This window comes from Acidithiobacillus sp. YTS05, from assembly GCF_024396695.1.
GTDB classification, from domain to species: domain Bacteria; phylum Pseudomonadota; class Gammaproteobacteria; order Acidithiobacillales; family Acidithiobacillaceae; genus Igneacidithiobacillus; species Igneacidithiobacillus copahuensis.
Window position 1 is genome coordinate 317380 of sequence record NZ_CP094359.1, and the last position, 18314, is coordinate 335693.

The following is an 18314-nucleotide window of genomic DNA, read 5'->3' on the forward strand; positions in this document are numbered from 1 at the left end:
TTGGCGCCCCAGAACCGAATCGAACGGTCGACCTACCGCTTAGGAGGCGGTTGCTCTATCCACTGAGCTACTGGGGCGTGTCGCCAATGGTAGCAGCTTGGGGCGCTCTGCGCCTAGCTCAACACCGCAAAATACGCCAAATAGAGGACCCCATTGAAGAGGAAATGTAGGGGCCGTAGGCGCACGCCACGCCAGACAAGCAAAAAAGTGTAACACGCTGCACACAAAGTCAGCACGGCCCCGAGCAGTACCGGTGGGGTAGGTGACCAGGGGGTCAGAGAGACGCCAATGGCGGGCAACAACGACCCCTGAAAGACCAGTGCACCGGTGATGTTACCAAAAGCGAGGGTGTCCTTCTTGCGTCGTATCCACAGAATGCTGTTGATTTTTTCCGGCAGTTCGGTGGCTACGGGCACGATCAGCAAGGAGAGGATGAGCGCAGAAACCCCCAGCCAGATGGAGAGATGCTCCACTCCATGCACAAAAAGCTCGGCCCCAAAGATGATGCCGGCCAATCCCAGCGCCAGTTGCAGGAAGATGACCGGCAAGGCATTGGGAAGCCCTAGCCGAGAAAGATAGAGTGGTGCTCCTGCCTCGGTGGCGTGACCATCGGCGACCAGGGCTGCCGAGGCACGAATCGTCAGCAAAATATAAAAGAAATAGAACAAGACGAGGATGGTGGCGATGGCACTACGCACGATGGCGACGTGGTGGGGAATGAACAGCGCAATCGTCGCCAGGGCGAAAGCGGCCAGAAACCAAGATAGATCGCGACGCAGACCGCTGCGCTCGGGCAGGAGCTCGCCGCGCCAGCCGCGCTGTCCGGCAGCGAAAAGCGCCATTAGAAACAGGGTGAGGGTGGACAACATCATCGGTGCGCCAAGAATGGCACCGACGCCAACCTCCTCGCCAAGTTTCGGTGTGGCCAGACTGCTCGACGCAAAGACCGCCACCAGTGGTACCATGGTCTCCGGCAGCGCAGTACCAATGGCGGCAAAGATGGAGCCGGTGACTCCCTCCGAAAGTCCGAGTCGGTCGCCCAGATGCTCCAGGGAGTTGGTGAACAGCTCGGCGGCGAGGAGAATGAGAACGAGGGCGAGAAGAAGCTGGGCGATATCCATGGGTCAAGATCTCGGTGGAGGATAAAGTGGCAGAATAAGCGTTGCGTTTTGCGGCGCCCAGTCCTTGCGCGCAAAGATTTTTTGCGCCAAGGTAAATCCCTCCAGACTGGAGAGGTGTTATGCAGGAACTCTGTCGTTTCTTTGACCGCAGTATACATCATGTGGAGGGTGGAGAGGACACCCCGGCGGTGTATTACATCGCCGACAAGGATGCCGGTGGCATTCTGGTCAATGCCCCACGCTATGACGCCGCGCTCTGGCAAGAGCTGGAGAGGCTGGCGCCGCCAACCGTACTGTTTCTGCCGAGTCGTTTTGGTGCCCAGGATCTCTCCAGCTGGCAGGACAAAGGTCTGCGTTTGGTGGCGCAACCCATAGAGGGAAGGGCCATGGGCGTTGCGCTCGATGTTGCTCTGGACAGCAAGCTGCGCCTCACCCGTACCATCGACTTCCTGCCGATGTCGGGTCGCACCGCTGGCTCCTGTGCCCTGCGCTTGCGCAACAAGCCCGGCGCAATCTTTTTTGGACCCATTCTCGAACCTGCTGCGGCGTCCGCCTGGCCGACGCTGGTCTCCCACTCCGATGATCAGTCTTGGGAAAACCGCCTCTTTGGCAGTCTGGGCTTGCAGGACGTAAGCTTCGACTACGCCTTTTGCGATCGCTTCACGCCCGGACAAACGCCGTATGGCCCCGGGGCCGACGCGGGCATCGCGGCGGCATTGCAGGAATTGCTGGCTGCCGACTGAGTCATGCACCGGCGCCAGATTTGGCGTATAGTGCGCAATCGATTGCGTAGGGGGTAGGAATGGGACAGGAAAACACACAGCGTTTCGGCGATTTCGCGCTTGCCGAACCGCTCCAGCGCGCCGTAGCCGAGATTGGCTATGAGCAGCCATCGCCCATTCAGGCCCAGAGCATTCCCCCGCTGCTTGCCGGCAAGGATGTCATCGGTCTGGCGCAGACCGGCACCGGCAAGACTGCGGCCTTTGCCTTGCCGTTGCTCAGCCGCGTTGACTGTTCGCAGCGTTTCCCGCAGATCCTGGTGCTGGCGCCGACGCGCGAGCTGGCTATCCAGGTAGCCGAGGCGATGCAGAGCTACGCCAAATACTTGCCCGGATTTCACGTCCTCCCGATCTACGGTGGTCAGTCCATGGGCCTGCAGTTGAAACAGCTGGCGCGTGGAGTGCAGGTGGTGGTGGGCACGCCGGGGCGCATTCAGGACCATCTGCGTCGTCGTACCTTGCAGCTCGACCGACTGCAGGCGGTGGTACTGGATGAGGCCGATGAGATGCTGCGCATGGGTTTCATCGATGCTGTCGAAGATATTCTCCAGCACACCCCGGAGGAGCGCCAGGTGGCGCTGTTTTCCGCGACCATGCCCGAGGCCATTCACCGGATTGCGCGCACGTACCTGCGCGAGCCTGTGGAAATCAAGATCAAAAGTGCCACGAAAACCGTGTCTGCCATCCGCCAGCGCTACTGGCAGGTGAGTGGTACCCACAAGCTTGATGCCCTGACCCGTATTCTGGAAGTGGAAGACAGCAATGCCTGGATCATCTTCGTGCGCACCAAGACGGCTACCGTCGAACTGGCGGAGCGCCTGGAGGCACGTGGTTACGCCTGCGGTGCCCTCAATGGCGATATGAGTCAGGCGTTGCGCGAGCAGACCGTAGAACGTCTCAAATCGGGGACACTCGATATCGTCATTGCTACGGACGTTGCCGCCCGCGGGCTGGATGTCGAGCGCATCACCCACGTCATCAACTATGATATTCCCAACGATACCGAGGCTTATGTGCATCGGATCGGTCGCACCGGGCGGGCCGGACGCAAAGGGGAGGCCATTCTTTTTGTTGCCCCGCGCGAGCGTTATCTGCTCAAGGCCATCGAGCGGGCCACCGGGCAGAGTATCGAGGCTATGCACTTGCCCAGTCTCGCCGATGTTGCCGATCGTCGGGTGGCGCAGTTCAAGGAGCAGCTCCTCGCGGTGATCGAGGGGGAGGATCTGGCGCCCTTCGAATCCTTGATCGCCCAATATCAGGAGGAGCACGATATTGGCTTGGGAGAGATTGCCGCGGCTTTGGCTTTTTTAGTGCAAAAAGACAAGCCGCTCTTGCCGGCGCCGGAGACCCGACCCTCCGCAGCGCTGGACACGGCGGTGCCGTCTGCACGTCCACGTCGCGAACGGCGTGACAGCGATGGCGAGGGCAAGCGGCAGAGGCCGCAGGCGCGCCGCGAATCCTCTGCCGCTGAGGGGGAGCCCAATATGCGCATGTATCGCCTGGACGTGGGTGAGGAGCACGGAGCGCAGGTAAAAAATATCGTGGGCGCCATTGCCAATGAATCGGGCTTGCCAAGCCGTCTGATTCGCAAGGTACAGATTGCCCATGACCACAGCATGGTGGAGTTGCCCGCCGATCTCCACGACTCTGTGATGGAGCACTTGAAGAAGACCCGGGTCTGCGGCCGGCCCCTGCAGATCCGCCCACTATCGTCTGGCGACGCCGGGCGGGAGAGCTATCCCCGGCGTCCGGCAGTGCGGCGGAAAACGACCACTGAACCTGCTGAAAAAGAGCGTCGCGTGGCCCGGCCGAGCACCCGTAAGCGCGAGCGGCGGACGTAAAAATACCGGCTCAGTAACCCGGGCCGGTAAGTGTTTTCCCCGCAAGGGGGAGGGCAGTTGACACTGCCCTGCGCGGGCTAATTAGGCCCGACGGACCTTCTCGGCCTGCAGACCCTTCGGGCCGCGAGTCACTTCAAAGTTGACGCGCTCACCTTCCGCCAAGGTCTTGAAGCCAGAGCCTTCAATGGCGGAGTGATGCACGAACACATCTTCCTTGCCATCTTCCGGCGTGATGAAACCAAACCCCTTGCTGTCGTTGAACCACTTTACCGTACCAACCGCCATGTTACACCCCAAATAAATAAAAACAGCCGAACTGGCCAAAGGCAGTATAGGCCATTCCATGGCAAAAGCAAAGGAACGTTAGTAGCTGGCGCCGCACTTGTGCTACGCTCTGCGCAGGAAAGACCATGCTCGGAGTACTACGGATGAAACGACGCGTAAAGTCGGCTGCATTATTCATGATGATTTTTTCTGTGCTCGCGACCTCAAGTGAGGCCTTTGCACAAGATGGCGCCCAGCAAAGCAATCTCAAGGCTCCCCCGGAGTCGGCGAGTAAAAAGGCAATCTTGCAGCAAAACACGGATTTCTTTTACGACCATATCACCCTGCAATCGAGTATGTCCTACGCGTACTCCGACCAGAATACCATCAATTTGAATGGCTTCCTGGCACTGGGCGCAATCTTTCTCGGTAATATCAACGTGAGCAAGGTCAAGTCGAGCATCTATACCTTTACAGAATCTGCTTATGTTCCACTCGGGCGGCGTTTACAGTTGGTTCTGAATGTCCCGATGGTCTATCGGCAAAGCACCTATGAGATTGGCGGCGCAGGTTATGCCAGCAATCAGTACAGTGAAGCGACGGTGACCTCCGGTGGGCCGCGGCTGGGAGATATCAGCTTTGGTGCTTACTACCAATTGGTGCAGGAATCCAAGAGCTGGCCGACTCTGACGGCCAGCCTTCTGCTTACCGCGCCCACGGGCATCAATCCTTACGGTATCAAGGTATATCAGCCAGATGCCAACAATACCAATCTGCAAGTGCCGACCAAGCTGCCGACCGGTAACGGCGTCTGGACCATTACGCCGGGCATCTCTTTTGTGTCCACCTCGGATCCTGCCATCTTCTTCGGTAGTGCCAATTATTACTACAATTTGCAGCGCAGTTTTTCGGATATCAGCACGACTGCAGATGTGGTTCAGCCCGGCCAGGTGCGCCTGGGTAACGCCTTCCAGTTCAGTCTGGGCGTCGCTTATGCCCTCAACGACCGCCTGAGTGTCAGCACCTCCTTTGCTGACCGCTTGCAGCAACAAACCAGCGTGCGCAGTCTTGGCAGTGCCTGGACACCCATCGTCGGTAGCGGTGCCAATGTTGGTGTAGCGAACCTTGGGTTGACCTATGCGTTTACTCCGACCAGTTCCTTGATCATGAATCTGGGGATCGGCCTGACGTCCAGCGCACCGAACTTCCAGCTGACGGCGACCGTTCCATATAACCTGTAACTGATGCCGGGATGGTGGTTTATATGTGCGCGATCCCCCTCCATCCGCTCGGGACAGCGATCTTCTCGCCACCTGGGTAATCGCGACGATATCCGAGGCCGTCGCCTGAAATCGCCGGTAAGGGGGCGATGATGGAGGAGCCATAGAGCGAATGGCATAGCTGTATCATAGAGGTTACAAACAGTCCGGCATAGTTTATGTGCTTGTTTCTTCAGATAGTGTTTGTTCTGTGGAGGGGGTGTCTCGGGGGCTGTAACAAATCCTTATCAGGCTCGTTTGGCTGCTAACGTAAATGTTTTTGGTGTTTCCTTTAAGAATTGCTCGCTTATATGTATGGCATAGAGATTGCTTAAACTGTAAGCTGTTTTGGTCCGATTCGGAAAATGCGCCAATAAGTTAGGAGGAACGACGTGGTCGATGTGCAATCACCCTAACAAAGTGGTGATTGGGATCCAGTTGCGTGGTTTCTGTAGGCTGAGTTCTTTGATCAGGTAGGTGGGTAAACATGCGCCCTATTATTCAGCAGGTCGGATCCATGCTCGTTATGCCCCTATTCCGGTCTGGCCGAAAAATGGTCCGGCTTTCACCTTGGCTGGCAGCGACTGGAGGCTCCATCTTGTGCGTTTTGTCCTGCTCTACAGCCTGTGCGGGTACCGCCAAGGTAGATGGCGGAAGTCTGACGACGCCTGCGGCGATAGAACATCTTCTTGCCGAACACCATCTGGATCAAGCTCTACCCCTCGCAGAGCGACTCTATCGGCAAGACTTTGGCCGATATCCCTCCGGCATACTCTTGGCGAGAGTTCAGTTGGCAGCTGGACACTATGAGGCCGCAGTAAGCACGCTACGAACGCTGGCGGTGCGCTATCCGGGTAACTCTGAAGTGAATGCTCTACTTGCTAACTACATGAAAATTCAACGCATAGAGGAATTGGAGCAGTTGTTCAAAGAGCATCAGTATCACCGCTCGGCTACTGTGGGTGAGAGGCTCTTTCGCGAGGGGGTATATCCGTATCGTAGTGGTTTGATTCAGGCTCGCTCAGAGTTTTACCTGGGAGAAGTAGGCAAGTCCATAACTACGTATGAAATCCTGGCGAAGCGATATCCGCATGACGCAGATATTGCGGAGCAACTGGCCCATGTCCGGGCAATTGCGGCACTGACCGAGGCCCACCGGATGGTGGAAAGGAAGCAGTTCACAGCGGCTTTGACTGTGCTGCGGCCCTATGCTGCCGGAGGATCTGAGGTCGCGCGTAATGCTCGGGCGCTGATGGGTACGATTTACCTCAAAATGCACGAATTTGGTCATGCTCTCGCGGTCTTCAATGCCCTGCATGAAGAAGATCCGGATAACTCCTCTTATTCCGCACTACAAATGTCGAGCTTGCTCAACGCCTATCACGATGACGAGGCGCTAGCCTTTTATCGCTCTCTGCCATTGGGTCAGCAACCCGTTGTACTGCACGGTGTTGGAGGTAGCTTGGCGCCTTACTATACAAACTACATCATGCTGTATGGGGGAGGCGCGGAGAGCACGCGTAATTACCCTGTAGATAACCACGTTGGTGTGGCGATTAACAAGTCTTTCCGAAACAGCAACCTCTTTCTGTCATTCAGCCGCTGGAACCGATTCAACGAGGTGGCTACAAATATCAGTGCGATCTACTATTTTAGACTGAGGGATGGGTATGCCGGGCAAATCGGCGCGACATACAGCCCGCAAAATAACTTCCTGGCGCATTATTCATTTCTTGCTGGATTGTCCCGCACCATTGATCGTACGGAAATTTTCGGAGAAGTACGGCAAATTCAGTACCCAGGACTGGCGGCTACGATGTTGTCTGTAGGGGCACGTTATTACTTCACCTATCCAGCATCGTTGGCTCTCACTGGGTATTATGTACCCCAGACCGACGGGTATTCGCTCATGCTTTCTCCCCGTTGGAATCCGACAGACAACGATGAAATCTATGCCAACCTTGCCTGGGGAATGGCTGGCGAAAATTTGGGTACCAGGCTTGGCATCATAAATACGCCTAGCGCTTCAGTCGAAATTGGGGATACCTGGCGCATTACTCAACATGTCAGCATTGGCGCCGGTATATTCATGGAATATCGAAAAGCACTGTATAATCGAGCTGGTGGTCTTGGTTATGTTAGGTATTGGTGGTGAATATGGACCTCCTGGCGAATGGTGGGGTCAGTATCGAAGTACTGGAAATTGCCGTACTTAGCGTCGTTTTGCTGTTTGTTATGGATGTCATTATTCTTGTTTACTCCAAAAATCGTGCTGAAAAGATAAGCTCAAATTATTTATTAGAAAGGGATACTTTCATTCAGGTACTTCGGGATTCTTTGAGTAATTCCTCGATCAGTATGTTTCAGAATCTTGATAGCATTTCTTATGATGCCCTCACGGAAGCGATACACGTAGTCTGTTTAGAAGGCGCGGGCAATATAGAGAGATTGCAGCCTGTAATCACTGGTTCTGGAATTGTGTCTCACTATTTGAAACAGATATCCGACGCATCATCACGTCCGTACCAGCGCGCGCACGGTTATCTCCATCTCAGTCGTTTACCCGTTGTCACGCTCAAACCACAACTGGCGGCGGCGATTGATCGGGAACTCGCGCGGGAATCATCTCAGGAGGGTGCGAATGTCGCTAAAGCAGTGGGTCTGCTGGTGGCGTCGCAATTGTGTACAACCGCAACGGACCTCCATCACTTTATGGAGCGATTGGCAGAGGGGGAGTTGTTTGCCGCGGGATTCGTTGAAGGGCTGACGTACCGAGCTATCGACACCGTTACAAAGCATATCGGTAGAGAGGCGACGGAGAGTGTTTGTCTATCGTTGTTACCGTCACTGGCTACAGCAAAAGCCCTGCAGTACGCAGTCATTGCCACTGCGGGCCGTCTGGCGCTAACTCGACTGGCGGGCCCAATTGCTGAGCTGGATGTGCAAGAGAAAAATGACAATATACTCAAAATAAGTTGCCTGCGAAGTCTGGCTGCCATGCGCGCGCAAGGGCCCGGACTAGACGAAGTCATACAAGGCGATATTCTGCACGCTGATTGGCGGGTGCGTGCAACCGCCTGTACAACAGCAGCCACGCTTGCGCTGCGCGGATCTGTTCACCTATTGGAAAAGGCGCTCTCGGACGAGGCATATTATGTGCGCTTGAATGCAGCGCGGGCGCTTTCGACATTGGGCGCGTCTCAAGTGTTGGAGACGTACGCCTACCCCGGTGCAGCGGGAGATACACCTTCCGACTCGTATCGCACATCGGTGTGTTTGTATGTATTGAATAGGATGACACCCAATGACTCTGTCCGTCGTTCAATTTCTTATTGATTATCAGTATGTGATTTTGGCGTATTTCCTTGCACTGGCGGTGGTATATGCGGTTACCCTACTATATGCCTTTCGCGAGCTGGTAAAGCAAAAAAATGCCAGGTTGGCGGCAGCAGATCTGGAAAATCTCTTGAATACCGTTAACGCTCGACCGGTATCGATTGTCATACCTGCATTTAATGAGGCACTGACTATTACGCAGACTATCCTTTCAACGTCGAAGGTGATCTATCCAGAATTCGAAGTGGTCATCGTGAATGATGGGTCGACAGACAATACCATGGAGATTCTGGCGGCACTGTTGGACTTGGTGCAAATTACTCGGCCTGTGCAGAGGAGACTTACATATAAAAAAATTAATGCAATATATGCATCGCGATCCCATCAGAACGTTATTGTGGTTGATAAAGAAAACGGCGGCAAGGCCGATGCCCTGAACGCGGGGCTGGATGTCTCGAGTTATCCATTATTTTGTTCCATAGACGCGGATTCATTATTGGAGCCTACAGCGTTGATGCGAATGGCGAATCGCTTCCTCTTCGATCGTGAGATCGTTGCCTCGGGGGGCTCGGTTCGGATTCTCAATGGATGCACGGTGAAGGATGGTGAAGTTGTGCGCATCAAGGCGCCCTACAGACTGATTGAATCCATACAGATTGCGGAGTACTTACGCGGGTTTCTCGCTGGGCGCGTCGTATGGAACAGAATGAAGAGCCTGTTGATTATCTCTGGCGCATTTGGGATTTTTCGGAAAGATCTGCTCCATGCGATAGGGGGATATCGCCAGACTGTCGGCGAGGACATGGATCTGGTGATCAGGCTGCACCGGTACTGCGTGCGGAATAAAATGCGATACCACGTTGCTTTTGATCCAGAACCCGTATGCTGGACACAGGCCCCCAGCGATTTTCGATCGCTGCTGACGCAACGTAACCGGTGGCAGAGGGGATTGATTAGCGCGCTATGGCACAGCCGTGGAATGATGCTGAATCCTCGCTATGGATCCGTCGGGTTGATTGCCTTTCCCTATTTTGTGGTAATCGAAATGATTGCACCATTCGTCGAATTGACGGGTTATGTCAGTATGGTGATATTTTTTATCCTTGGCATGGTGAGCATGCCATTTTTTCTGCTCTTTCTCGTGCTGGCGATAGTATGGGGTGGGGTGCTAAATATGACGGCGGTCATTTTTGATAGTCTGATTGTTCGTAGGTACGAAAACCTTCGGGATATCCTGGAAATAGCGCTGACGAGTGCCTTGGAGTTTCTTGGCTACCGGCAGGTTGTTGATTTCGAACGTGCAGTTGGGAGTCTGCTGGCATGGCGGAAGTCCTGGGGACATCCCAGGAGAAGCATTATGCTGCAAGATGATGAAACGCAAGTGAAAGAAAATCCAAAGCGCCTGGGTAATACGGTAAAATAGTGGTAAAAACATTGCGTGGTCAGATTTGCCATTGCTACCCAGCTCTGCAATCGCCGGCTTTCGGGGAATCCACTGTTTGCCTGGGAGGCGCCCTTGGCAACAGGCTTACTGCCTCCTGCCCGTACGTAAATGGATGGTGGCTTGGGATGCCAATTGTTTCAATCCATGGCAGTGAATAACTGCGGAATGGGATGAATTGCGTCAATCCTGCTTTCGTGCTGCAAGCTTAAGCGAGATCCGCTTCGGATTGGCTGTAGCGGATATGGCAGGGTTAACGTTAAGGCTTGAGAACCCCCGCTTACTGCAGGGGCGTTGGCATGGCGCTCTGTAAAATAGACTGAAGCTGCTGCTGAGAGATGTTGCGTGTCGCCGCCGTGTCCATGCCGAGGGTCATGTGCATCTCATTGCTCACGATGTTTCCGTTGCTTGCAATCTGGGCAAGTTGGTAGGCGCCCGCGGCGCCGATGCCCTGCTGAACGGTATTGGCGCCATTACTGATGAGCATGGAGAGCTGTCCGGGTTGGACGGCCATGGTGACATCGCCCTGCTGCTGCGTAGTGGCGCCTGGCGCCCAGGAGTTGCCGACGTTAGGGGAGGCGGGCGTACCTTTGACGATATTTAGAGTCATGCCGTTTTGTACACCATTCCCTTGGCCAGCGATCTGGATGCCTTGAGAGACGCCCTTGATGTTGGAAAGGCCCGCACCATCAACCATCGAACCAGGATTGCCACTGTTTTGAGGAAGTCGGCCATTGCGGATAGAATAGGTAATCGTGGGGACGAACATATTGTTGTTGCTATTTAACGCGACATTCAAATTGCCTTGCAGCGTCCCCTGGTCTCCTGGCGCTGTCCAGTTGGTCTGCATCTGAACCCCAAAATAGACGATGCGACCTCCGATTACCCCTTTGCCAATCATCTTGGCGAGGACAGAGTCTGATACTACGGGTGCGGAAAGTTGAAATGGCGCGGCTTCTGTGAAGCCAGAAATTGTGGCGCAACCTACTAGTGTCGCAATCATCGTCAAGCGAAGCGTATGGGTCTTCATGGCCATTCTCCGTCAAAAATAGTTAACTGTATCGTACCCAAAATGTGCCGGATCGAGGGGTACCTTGGGCAATATGCCGTGTAATATTCGCAGAGCACTGGGTGCTTCTGGGGGGGACAACAATACAGAATGTGGATTGAAGCCATCGCCAAATACTGCAAAAACAATCTTGTTCCAGTCCTGCAAGAATACTTTTTTTGGCATGATGCGATTGCCTAATGCAGGATCCGCTAGGTACACATTGTCCGCGGTAGTCTTTTCCAGAACAACAAAATGTTTGTATCCGCCCAGATCCAGAAGGACGATGACCGGAATATGGATCTTTTCGAGTTGCTCTGGCGTAACTACATAGCCTTGGGCATGCAGGCCGATCTTGTCCGCATAATTTTTCAGGTCGAGCATGGAAAAACCGACTTTTTGGACTTCCTTCGGATTGCTGACAGTAAACAATCCTTTCATGACCGATTCTTCGGTCACATCTTGATCAAAGCCGTATTTGAGGATGGTGGCAAGCGAGGCCGCACCACAGGAAAAATCCGTGTGCTGCCGCACCACATGGATGAAGTGCATGCCGACCATGCTGCGTATGGGTACCTGTATGACGCCCGCTCCGGGAATGACATTGCCGAAGGGTGCCGCGAATAGGGGGGAGTTCTGTAAGGCCAGAGCCGTTGCCAACAAGACAGGAAGGAACAGGCGCTTATAAACGGTAGACCGGTATACCATGACAGACTCCGGACGATCAGGGGAGAAAACCGCCACCCCCGCAGGGGTGGCAGAGACCAAGGAACTTACTTGGTTACGCTGGCAATGGCCAGGGTGTTGGACTGCTGATTGTTGTTGCCGGAGGCAATGTTGAGGCCGATGTTGCCAGTAGCGTTCTGCAGAGCGTTGCCGGATACGGTGGCGCTATAGTCGGAACACATGCTCATGCTGCCGTTAAATGCGGCATTCTGTAGCACCGGGGCGCTGGCCGTTCCCAAAGCCTTGCTGGAAGCAATGGCGGCCATGGCCAGACCATTCTGCTGTTGATTCTGCGCACCGGACGCAACATTGATTCCAATGTTGCCGGAGGCCCCCTGGCCGGCATTGCCTCCCACCGTGGTGGAATCGATCACGTTGGTGTCCACAGAGCCGTTCAGAACGGAGGTCTGATTCGTCGCAGCCTTGGCAGCGGCGTAATCTACACTTCTCTGCTTGTTGTACGTGTTGCTGGTGGCGCTGAGAGCCGTGGAGTTGCTCTGCTGGTTGTCTACGCCGGAAGCCAAGTTGACACTGATGTTGCCCGAGGCGTTCTGCAACGCATTGGCGGCGACTCCAGCAACATTTGTCGCACCATTCTGCCAAAACATTGGCGTTCCCTGCAGGGCACCGCGCATGCCTGCGACCTGATCGGTGTTGGTGGTGGCTGTCGCGCCAATGGGATAGCCCTCGTGGTCATTGTTGCTGGCAGTGGCCACACTCAGGCTGTTGCTCTGCTGGTTGCTGATGCCCGCTGCTTCGTTCACGCCAATGTTGCCCGAGGCGCCGCTCAGTACGTTGCCATAGAGACCGGTGTTGTTGGAGGCGCTGATCGCACTGTTGTAATTGCCGGTGCTCAGGTTGAGCAGATAGCCGGACGCCTGAGTGGTGTTGGACTTGGCACGGGCATAGTCAGAATTCTGCGCGCTGGAAGCGGACAGATTGTTGCCCTGCTGGTTGAAATATCCGCTGGCCATGTTGACGCCAATGTTGCCTACGGCGCCTTGCAAAGCGTTACCAGTGAAGCTCACTAAGTTGCCGCCGGTGGCCACCTGGAAGGCCCAGTCCATTACCGCCACCTGCTTGGCAATGGTAGTAGCGCTGGAGGCGAATCCGTCGCCTACGTCGATGTTGGTGTTGGACGCGAGAGCGCCAGCGTTGGACTGCTGGTTCTGCGAGCCCGAGGCGATATTAAAGCCGATGTTGCCCTGGGCACCCTGGCCGGCACTGTCCGTCAGAACCGCGCTGTTCGTGCTGTTCCAGTTGGCGCCCTGCAGATTCATGACGGACGATTGATCATTATTGACAGCGGCACCGGCGAAAGCCAGAGGGGCGGCCACCAGGGCAGCGATAGCGATGGCGATGGGGCTTACTTTACGGATCGTGTTCATGGTACTCTCCTATGGTGAAGAAAAACGAACGAGTTGACTACTTCACGGCTTGTTACAAATCACTGCATCACTCCGGGAGCCACCCCGAGAGCGAAACTGTTTGCTGCGGCATTGCCCGAGCCAGAAGTCTGATTGACCTGGGCAATGCCGCCGGCGTTGTGGAAGGCAGTGGCTGCTACCACTACCTGACTACTGGGTCCTCCTTCGGTACTTTTGTTTTTAGAGTTACTGCTGATTCCAGACAAACTCTGGGCGAGGATTTGATTGGATACCGGTTGAGCCGCACCCATGACGACCTGGATTCGATTCGCTTCGGCGTTACTGGTGCCTGCCGCCTGGTTGATGGACATCAGGCCGTTCGCACCTTGAAAGGCTCTGCCCAGAATTTTCGTCTGCTGCTGCGTAAAACTGGATGGGTTAGCAGAGCCAGCCTGCTGCTCTACTCCAGCTGAGGTAGCCGCCCCTTGGCCACTGGGGCTCATGATGATGTTGGCGATATTGGCCTGTAAATTATTGCTGCCGGCCGCCATATTGCTTTGCATTACTCCATGCACGTTACCCAGGGCGTTGTCGGAAATGATACTTTGCGCGGTATTGGGTAGAGGCAATGCTACGGCAGTTCCGAGCGTCAGCAGGGCGCTGATCCCGAAAAATCCACTGCACAAGAGGTGATTGCGTGACATGGTCTCGTTCCTCAGCGGATGCTCGTCATTGTGCTGCTCTGCAGATTGAGGTTGCCAATCTGAATGTTGCTTCCTTTACCGTCCTTGGCAGGGAGCTCATCCCAGAGAACGACACCGGCATTGCCCGAAGTCAGCTTGGGAAGATTCACAGGTTCACCCTTCCCGCAGACTTTGGCGAGCATCTCGGTCTGTATCGGTCGACCGAGTTCTGGCGCTTGATTGGCAAAGGCTGGGCCACTTAAGAGGGCGGCCGCCACACTCAGCAGGAGCATGGACTGCGTTTTACGAGCTTTCGCGCCAAGTGCTTTCCGGATCATGGTCAATTCCTCAAACCTGCGTTGCTGATCTCAAAGCAATTGGTGTGCCAGAATAAAAGTCTTTATAAAACAATTAGATGTGTTTTATGGAAGGAAATGACCTTTCTTCTGTTTGTATGGCAGTCTTTACAGGGTGGGGGGATGTTACGCCCTGCCGTGGCGTCAAAAAAGTTGATAGCTGTTTGATTGTGTGGATGAAAGTGGATGGAAGGGGAGTTTGTTACGGGTTCGTAACAGTGCTTTAGAGCTTTTTCGTACTACATTGATTCTCAAGCGTACGTTCGCGTAACGGAGTATTTGCCGAGGGTCATCGATCCTTCTGCCCAGGCGGGGTGATGCCATGTTTCTCCATCAATCGATAGAGGGAGACGCGGGAAATTTGTAACAATTCTGCGGCACGGGTGATGCTGCCGAGGCTTTGGGCGATGGCTGCCTTGATGACATTGCGCTCGGCAACGTCTCGGGCTTCCGCAAGGCTGATTCGCGCACGCTGATTCTGTCGGCGCTCGAGGCCGAGATCCTCCGCGTTGATGAGGATCTTGTCACACATCACCATGGCGCGGCGTACGCGGTTGATCAGCTCACGAATGTTCCCTGGCCAGCTGTAGCCATTCATGATTTGCAGGGCATCTTCGCTGAAACCCTTGACCCGTTGACCGCGCTCGTCAGCGAAGCGATGAAATACGTAATTGGCCAGGAGGGGGATATCTCCCTCGCGGGCACGCAGTGGCGGCATGTGAATCTGCAAGACATTGAGACGATAATACAAGTCCTGTCGAAACGCGCCGCCTTTGATTGCTTCCTCCAGGTTGACGTGGGTGGCCGCAAGCACACGGACATCGACGCGGATTTCGTCCCTGCCGCCTACCCGGTGAATGGTCTGCTCCTGTAGAAAGCGAAGAAGATTGACCTGCAGATCAAGGGGCAGATCGCCAATCTCATCAAGAAACAGGGTGCCGCCATTGGCGGCTTCAATGCGACCAATTTTCCTTTCTGTCGCGCCAGTAAATGCGCCTTTCTCATGCCCGAACAGTTCCGACTGGATTAGGTTGGCGGGGAGTGCTCCACAGTTTACCGCGATGAAAGGTCCGCTCTTACGAAAAGAACGTTCGTGAATGGCCTTTGCCGTCAGTTCCTTTCCGGTGCCGCTCTCCCCGGTGATGAGAACCGGCGCGTCAGTCGCTGCCACCTTGCGAATGTCTTGATAGATTTTCTGCATCTGTTTGCTGGCGCCAACCATTTGGTCTTCCGGGGTGGTGGGGTCGGCGTCGGAAGTGAACAGGGCTTCGCGGGAGATCTCTGCCATGCCCGCGGCGTGTCCTAGCATGACGAGGAAACGTTGCGGGTCGATGGGAGTGGTGTGGTAATCATAGAAGGCGCTGCCAATGAGTTGCCGTATGGACAACTGGCTGAGTAGCTCTTTCTCTACCAGGGCCAGCCAGCGGATGTTTTCATTTTGCGCAATCAGTCGCAGTAGATGCTTTTGCCATTTTGCCGCATCGACATCCTGCAGCACCAAAATACCAACCGAGGGTTGCTGTTTGCGCAGCGCCGCTGACACTTCGTCGATATGGCGAAACGGCAGGACGGTCCATTCCTGGATGCTGAGCAGTTCTCGTGCCGGCGCAATAACGTCTTCAGGACCGAGGTACAGAGCGACTCGACGAAGAATGCTTGATTGCACTACATCTGTGTCTTCTGCTGCCATGCCATTCCCCGTTCGAGTGTTTTTCCAAGATTAGCCCGAGCTTGCACCGGATACAACTTTCTGTAGAGAGCCTTCCACAGACCCTAAAAATTCTGCGGGTCTACGTCCAGGCTCCAGCGTACCCGCCGCGATTGGGGCAATTTGCCAAGGGGATCTACGGCCCGAGCCAAGGCACGATGGAGTGCGGAGCGGCTTTTGCCCTCGAGCCACAGGTAGGCACGGTGATAGCCAGCGCGGCGTTCGAGCAGAGCTGGAATGGGGCCGCTGCACTCCAATTCTGGGCCAATGCAGGCGTGTGCTGCGCGTAAAAAGGCATAGACGGGTTCTGCACGCTGCGCCTCGGCCTGCAGCAGGGCGAGGGCGCGAAAGGGGGGCAGGCCTGCCTGCTGGCGTTCACGGAGGAGTTGGCTTGCTGCGGGCGCGTACGCACCACCCTGCAGGGCAAGCAGCAAGGGATGTTCCGGAAGGTGCGTTTGCAGGATGACCCGTCCCCGAGTGTCGCCGCGGCCGGCACGACCGGCCACCTGTATCACCGTCTGGGCCAAGCGTTCCGGAGCGCGAAAATCGGCGCTGTACAGTCCCTGGTCTACATCCACGATGCCCACCAGGCTGACGTCGGGGAAATGGTGACCTTTGCTGAGCAGTTGCGTGCCAAGCAGGATGGCCGGCCGAGTGTGCAGGACCTCTTGCAGGCGCTCTGCCAGTTGTTTGGCGCTATGTACCTCGTCGCGGTCGATACGCAGCAGGGGCACGTCGGGAAAGCGCTCGCGCAGAAAATCTTCGAGGCCCTCTGTGCCCATGCCAATACCGGTGATTTCGCTGGCACCGCAATCGGGGCATTGGCTAGGTACGGGGGCCTCCAGCCCGCAATGATGACAGCGTAGACGTGCCTGGCGGCGATGCCAGGTCAAGGGTGCCGAGCAGCGGCGACAGTGGGGTACATGGCCGCAGGCACGGCAGAGCAGGGCCGGGGCAAAGCCACGTCGATTGAGAAAAAACAACGCCTGCTGACCGCTGGCGAGGGTCTCTGCGCAGGCGCCCAGAAGGATGGGGTCCAGCCCCGCCAACAGGCGCTTTTTGCGCAGGGGTAAAATCTCGATTTGCGGAAGTTGCTTGGCGCTGGCGCGTTCGCGCAAACGCAGGTCGCGATAGCGGCCCCGTTGGCGATTGTGCAGGCTCTCCAGGGATGGTGTGGCGGAACCGAGAACGATGGGAAGTTCTTCGAGTTGCGCGCGGCGCAGGGCCAGATCGCGGGCAGAATAGAGCCAACCGCTGTGCTGTTTGTAGGAGGGATCGTGTTCTTCGTCGACGATCAACAGAGCAGGTTGTAACAGCGGCACAAAAACGGCGGAACGCGTGCCGATGAGGACGGAAACGCTACCCTGGCGTGCCTGCGCCCAGACCCGCAGGCGTTCCCCGTCGCTCTGGCCCGAATGATAGACGGCGACGCGATCCGCCCCGAAGCGGGCAGCGCAGCGCGCCTCGGTCTGGGTGATGAGTCCAATCTCCGGTACCAGAAACAGCACCTGTTTTCCCGCCAGCACCAGTGGCTCCATGGCCTGCAGATAGACCTCGGTCTTGCCGCTGCCGGTGACCCCGTCGAGTAAAAAAGGTTGAAATGCGGAGGCCGCACGGATCGCGGCGACCGCGCCGGCCTGCTCGGAGTGGAGGTGAAGCGGCGACTCTCGAGTCTGAAAAGTGGGCGGGGCCTCTTCTATCCATCCGTCCGCGAGAAACTGACGCAGGCGCTGACGATCGCTACTGTCGAGTCCTGCGCTGGCTACCCTGCCTTCGCGTAAGCGCTGGAGAAGATCGATTTGCCGTGCCCCCAGACCCTTTTCTGATGGGCTGGTATCAGACCGCAGGCGCCAGACCGTGGGAGTCAGCGCGGGGACGGGGTGCCCCTGGCAGAGCCGCGCCGGCAGAGCGGTTTCCCATACCGCCCCAAGCGGGTGGTGATAATAGTGGCTGCCGAACGCCAGCAAGGCTTGCAGGGAGCGGGGGAGCAGGGGCTCGCAGTCCAGGACGCTGGTGACATCCTTGACGAGAATGTCCTGCGGACAAGGACATGGGCCGATCGCGATAGCAATGCGTTCCCCACGCCCAAAGGGCACGCGTAGACGGCAGCCAGGTGCGGGCAAGGGAAGGGCGGAACGATAGCTGAAGCTTTGCGTCAGGGGACCGAGAATAACAACTTCGATACAGGGTGTTTCACGATTCATGAGTTTCCCACAATTTCTGTGGATAAGTCTGTGCAGGAAATGGGTCCAACTGCGTAAAGCGTTTGAGCCAGCTACCTTTTTTGCCGATGCCTAAAAAATAGGCATTCATAACTTATTGTTTACTAAACTATTTTTCATATTTCGTGCTAACTGCTTGATTTTCTCCTGCCAGCGTCAGTAC

The 18314-nt window shown here is 55.8% G+C and carries 15 protein-coding genes and 1 tRNA gene; 6 read left to right on the forward strand and 10 right to left on the reverse strand.

What is annotated here, in order from left to right; genetic code table 11:
- Window position 1 precedes the first annotated feature (1 nt).
- A tRNA-Arg gene (locus tag MQE22_RS01440) sits at window positions 2-77 on the reverse strand.
- A gap of 36 nt (window positions 78-113) precedes the next feature.
- A complete protein-coding gene (locus MQE22_RS01445) occupies window positions 114-1121 on the reverse strand; it encodes a sodium:calcium antiporter (protein ID WP_215872867.1) in 1008 nt (335 codons plus the stop codon).
- Between the two features lie 119 nt (window positions 1122-1240).
- Between MQE22_RS01445 and MQE22_RS01450 the strand changes: the two genes are divergently transcribed.
- Both MQE22_RS01450 and MQE22_RS01455 read left to right on the forward strand, forming a co-directional pair.
- Window positions 1241-1864, forward strand: coding sequence for a hypothetical protein (locus MQE22_RS01450; protein WP_215872866.1), 624 nt, complete (start codon window positions 1241-1243; stop codon window positions 1862-1864).
- A gap of 59 nt (window positions 1865-1923) precedes the next feature.
- Entirely contained in the window at window positions 1924-3741 is a 1818-nt protein-coding gene (locus MQE22_RS01455) for a DEAD/DEAH box helicase (RefSeq protein ID WP_215872865.1), read from the forward strand.
- Between the two features lie 81 nt (window positions 3742-3822).
- On the opposite strand, the gene MQE22_RS01460 is transcribed toward MQE22_RS01455, so the two are convergent.
- On the reverse strand, window positions 3823-4026 hold the full coding sequence (locus MQE22_RS01460) for a cold-shock protein (RefSeq protein ID WP_163098445.1): 204 nt from the start codon (window positions 4024-4026) through the stop codon (window positions 3823-3825).
- 143 nt (window positions 4027-4169) lie between these two features.
- Here MQE22_RS01460 and MQE22_RS01465 point away from each other — a divergent pair, with 143 nt between their 5' ends.
- The 4 genes from MQE22_RS01465 (at window position 4170) to MQE22_RS01480 (ending at window position 10023) form a co-directional block, all read left to right on the forward strand.
- A complete protein-coding gene (locus MQE22_RS01465; protein ID WP_226826850.1) occupies window positions 4170-5246 on the forward strand; it encodes a transporter in 1077 nt (358 codons plus the stop codon).
- 505 nt (window positions 5247-5751) lie between these two features.
- Window positions 5752-7419 (forward strand): tetratricopeptide repeat protein, encoded by a 1668-nt coding sequence (locus MQE22_RS01470; RefSeq protein ID WP_215871214.1) that lies wholly within the window; start codon window positions 5752-5754, stop codon window positions 7417-7419.
- 2 nt (window positions 7420-7421) lie between these two features.
- Entirely contained in the window at window positions 7422-8600 is a 1179-nt protein-coding gene (locus MQE22_RS01475; protein WP_215871213.1) for a HEAT repeat domain-containing protein, read from the forward strand.
- Entirely contained in the window at window positions 8569-10023 is a 1455-nt protein-coding gene (locus tag MQE22_RS01480) for a glycosyltransferase family 2 protein (RefSeq protein ID WP_215871212.1), read from the forward strand. The genes MQE22_RS01475 and MQE22_RS01480 overlap by 32 nt, the downstream gene beginning before the upstream one ends.
- A gap of 298 nt (window positions 10024-10321) precedes the next feature.
- Here MQE22_RS01480 and MQE22_RS01485 read toward each other — a convergent pair whose 3' ends face one another.
- From MQE22_RS01485 to MQE22_RS01515, 7 genes are all read right to left on the reverse strand, one after another.
- On the reverse strand, window positions 10322-11071 hold the full coding sequence (locus MQE22_RS01485; protein WP_226826848.1) for a hypothetical protein: 750 nt from the start codon (window positions 11069-11071) through the stop codon (window positions 10322-10324).
- Between the two features lie 12 nt (window positions 11072-11083).
- Window positions 11084-11650, reverse strand: a complete 567-nt coding sequence (locus MQE22_RS01490) for a C39 family peptidase (protein ID WP_226826846.1) — start codon at window positions 11648-11650, stop codon at window positions 11084-11086.
- A gap of 212 nt (window positions 11651-11862) precedes the next feature.
- Entirely contained in the window at window positions 11863-13203 is a 1341-nt protein-coding gene (locus MQE22_RS01495; RefSeq protein ID WP_215871210.1) for a hypothetical protein, read from the reverse strand.
- Between the two features lie 59 nt (window positions 13204-13262).
- On the reverse strand, window positions 13263-13886 hold the full coding sequence (locus tag MQE22_RS01500) for a hypothetical protein (protein WP_215871209.1): 624 nt from the start codon (window positions 13884-13886) through the stop codon (window positions 13263-13265).
- Window positions 13887-13897: 11 nt separating this feature from the next.
- Window positions 13898-14203 (reverse strand): hypothetical protein, encoded by a 306-nt coding sequence (locus tag MQE22_RS01505; RefSeq protein ID WP_215871208.1) that lies wholly within the window; start codon window positions 14201-14203, stop codon window positions 13898-13900.
- Between the two features lie 307 nt (window positions 14204-14510).
- A complete protein-coding gene (locus MQE22_RS01510) occupies window positions 14511-15911 on the reverse strand; it encodes a sigma-54 dependent transcriptional regulator (RefSeq protein WP_215871207.1) in 1401 nt (466 codons plus the stop codon).
- 83 nt (window positions 15912-15994) lie between these two features.
- Entirely contained in the window at window positions 15995-18133 is a 2139-nt protein-coding gene (locus MQE22_RS01515) for a primosomal protein N' (RefSeq protein WP_215871206.1), read from the reverse strand.
- Between the last annotated feature and the right edge of the window lie 181 nt (window positions 18134-18314).

Coding starts and splice junctions, on each gene's coding strand:
- MQE22_RS01445 (WP_215872867.1), bottom strand. CDS start 1,121: ATGGATATCGCCCAGCTTCTTCTCGCCCTCGTTCTCATTCTCCTCGCC.
- MQE22_RS01480 (WP_215871212.1), top strand. CDS start 8,569: ATGACTCTGTCCGTCGTTCAATTTCTTATTGATTATCAGTATGTGATT.
- MQE22_RS01510 (WP_215871207.1), bottom strand. CDS start 15,911: ATGGCAGCAGAAGACACAGATGTAGTGCAATCAAGCATTCTTCGTCGA.
- MQE22_RS01515 (WP_215871206.1), bottom strand. CDS start 18,133: ATGAATCGTGAAACACCCTGTATCGAAGTTGTTATTCTCGGTCCCCTG.
- MQE22_RS01450 (WP_215872866.1), top strand. CDS start 1,241: ATGCAGGAACTCTGTCGTTTCTTTGACCGCAGTATACATCATGTGGAG.
- MQE22_RS01490 (WP_226826846.1), bottom strand. CDS start 11,650: ATGGTCGGCATGCACTTCATCCATGTGGTGCGGCAGCACACGGATTTT.
- MQE22_RS01485 (WP_226826848.1), bottom strand. CDS start 11,071: ATGAAGACCCATACGCTTCGCTTGACGATGATTGCGACACTAGTAGGT.
- MQE22_RS01475 (WP_215871213.1), top strand. CDS start 7,422: ATGGACCTCCTGGCGAATGGTGGGGTCAGTATCGAAGTACTGGAAATT.
- MQE22_RS01500 (WP_215871209.1), bottom strand. CDS start 13,886: ATGTCACGCAATCACCTCTTGTGCAGTGGATTTTTCGGGATCAGCGCC.
- MQE22_RS01460 (WP_163098445.1), bottom strand. CDS start 4,026: ATGGCGGTTGGTACGGTAAAGTGGTTCAACGACAGCAAGGGGTTTGGT.
- MQE22_RS01465 (WP_226826850.1), top strand. CDS start 4,170: ATGAAACGACGCGTAAAGTCGGCTGCATTATTCATGATGATTTTTTCT.
- MQE22_RS01470 (WP_215871214.1), top strand. CDS start 5,752: ATGCGCCCTATTATTCAGCAGGTCGGATCCATGCTCGTTATGCCCCTA.
- MQE22_RS01495 (WP_215871210.1), bottom strand. CDS start 13,203: ATGAACACGATCCGTAAAGTAAGCCCCATCGCCATCGCTATCGCTGCC.
- MQE22_RS01455 (WP_215872865.1), top strand. CDS start 1,924: ATGGGACAGGAAAACACACAGCGTTTCGGCGATTTCGCGCTTGCCGAA.
- MQE22_RS01505 (WP_215871208.1), bottom strand. CDS start 14,203: ATGATCCGGAAAGCACTTGGCGCGAAAGCTCGTAAAACGCAGTCCATG.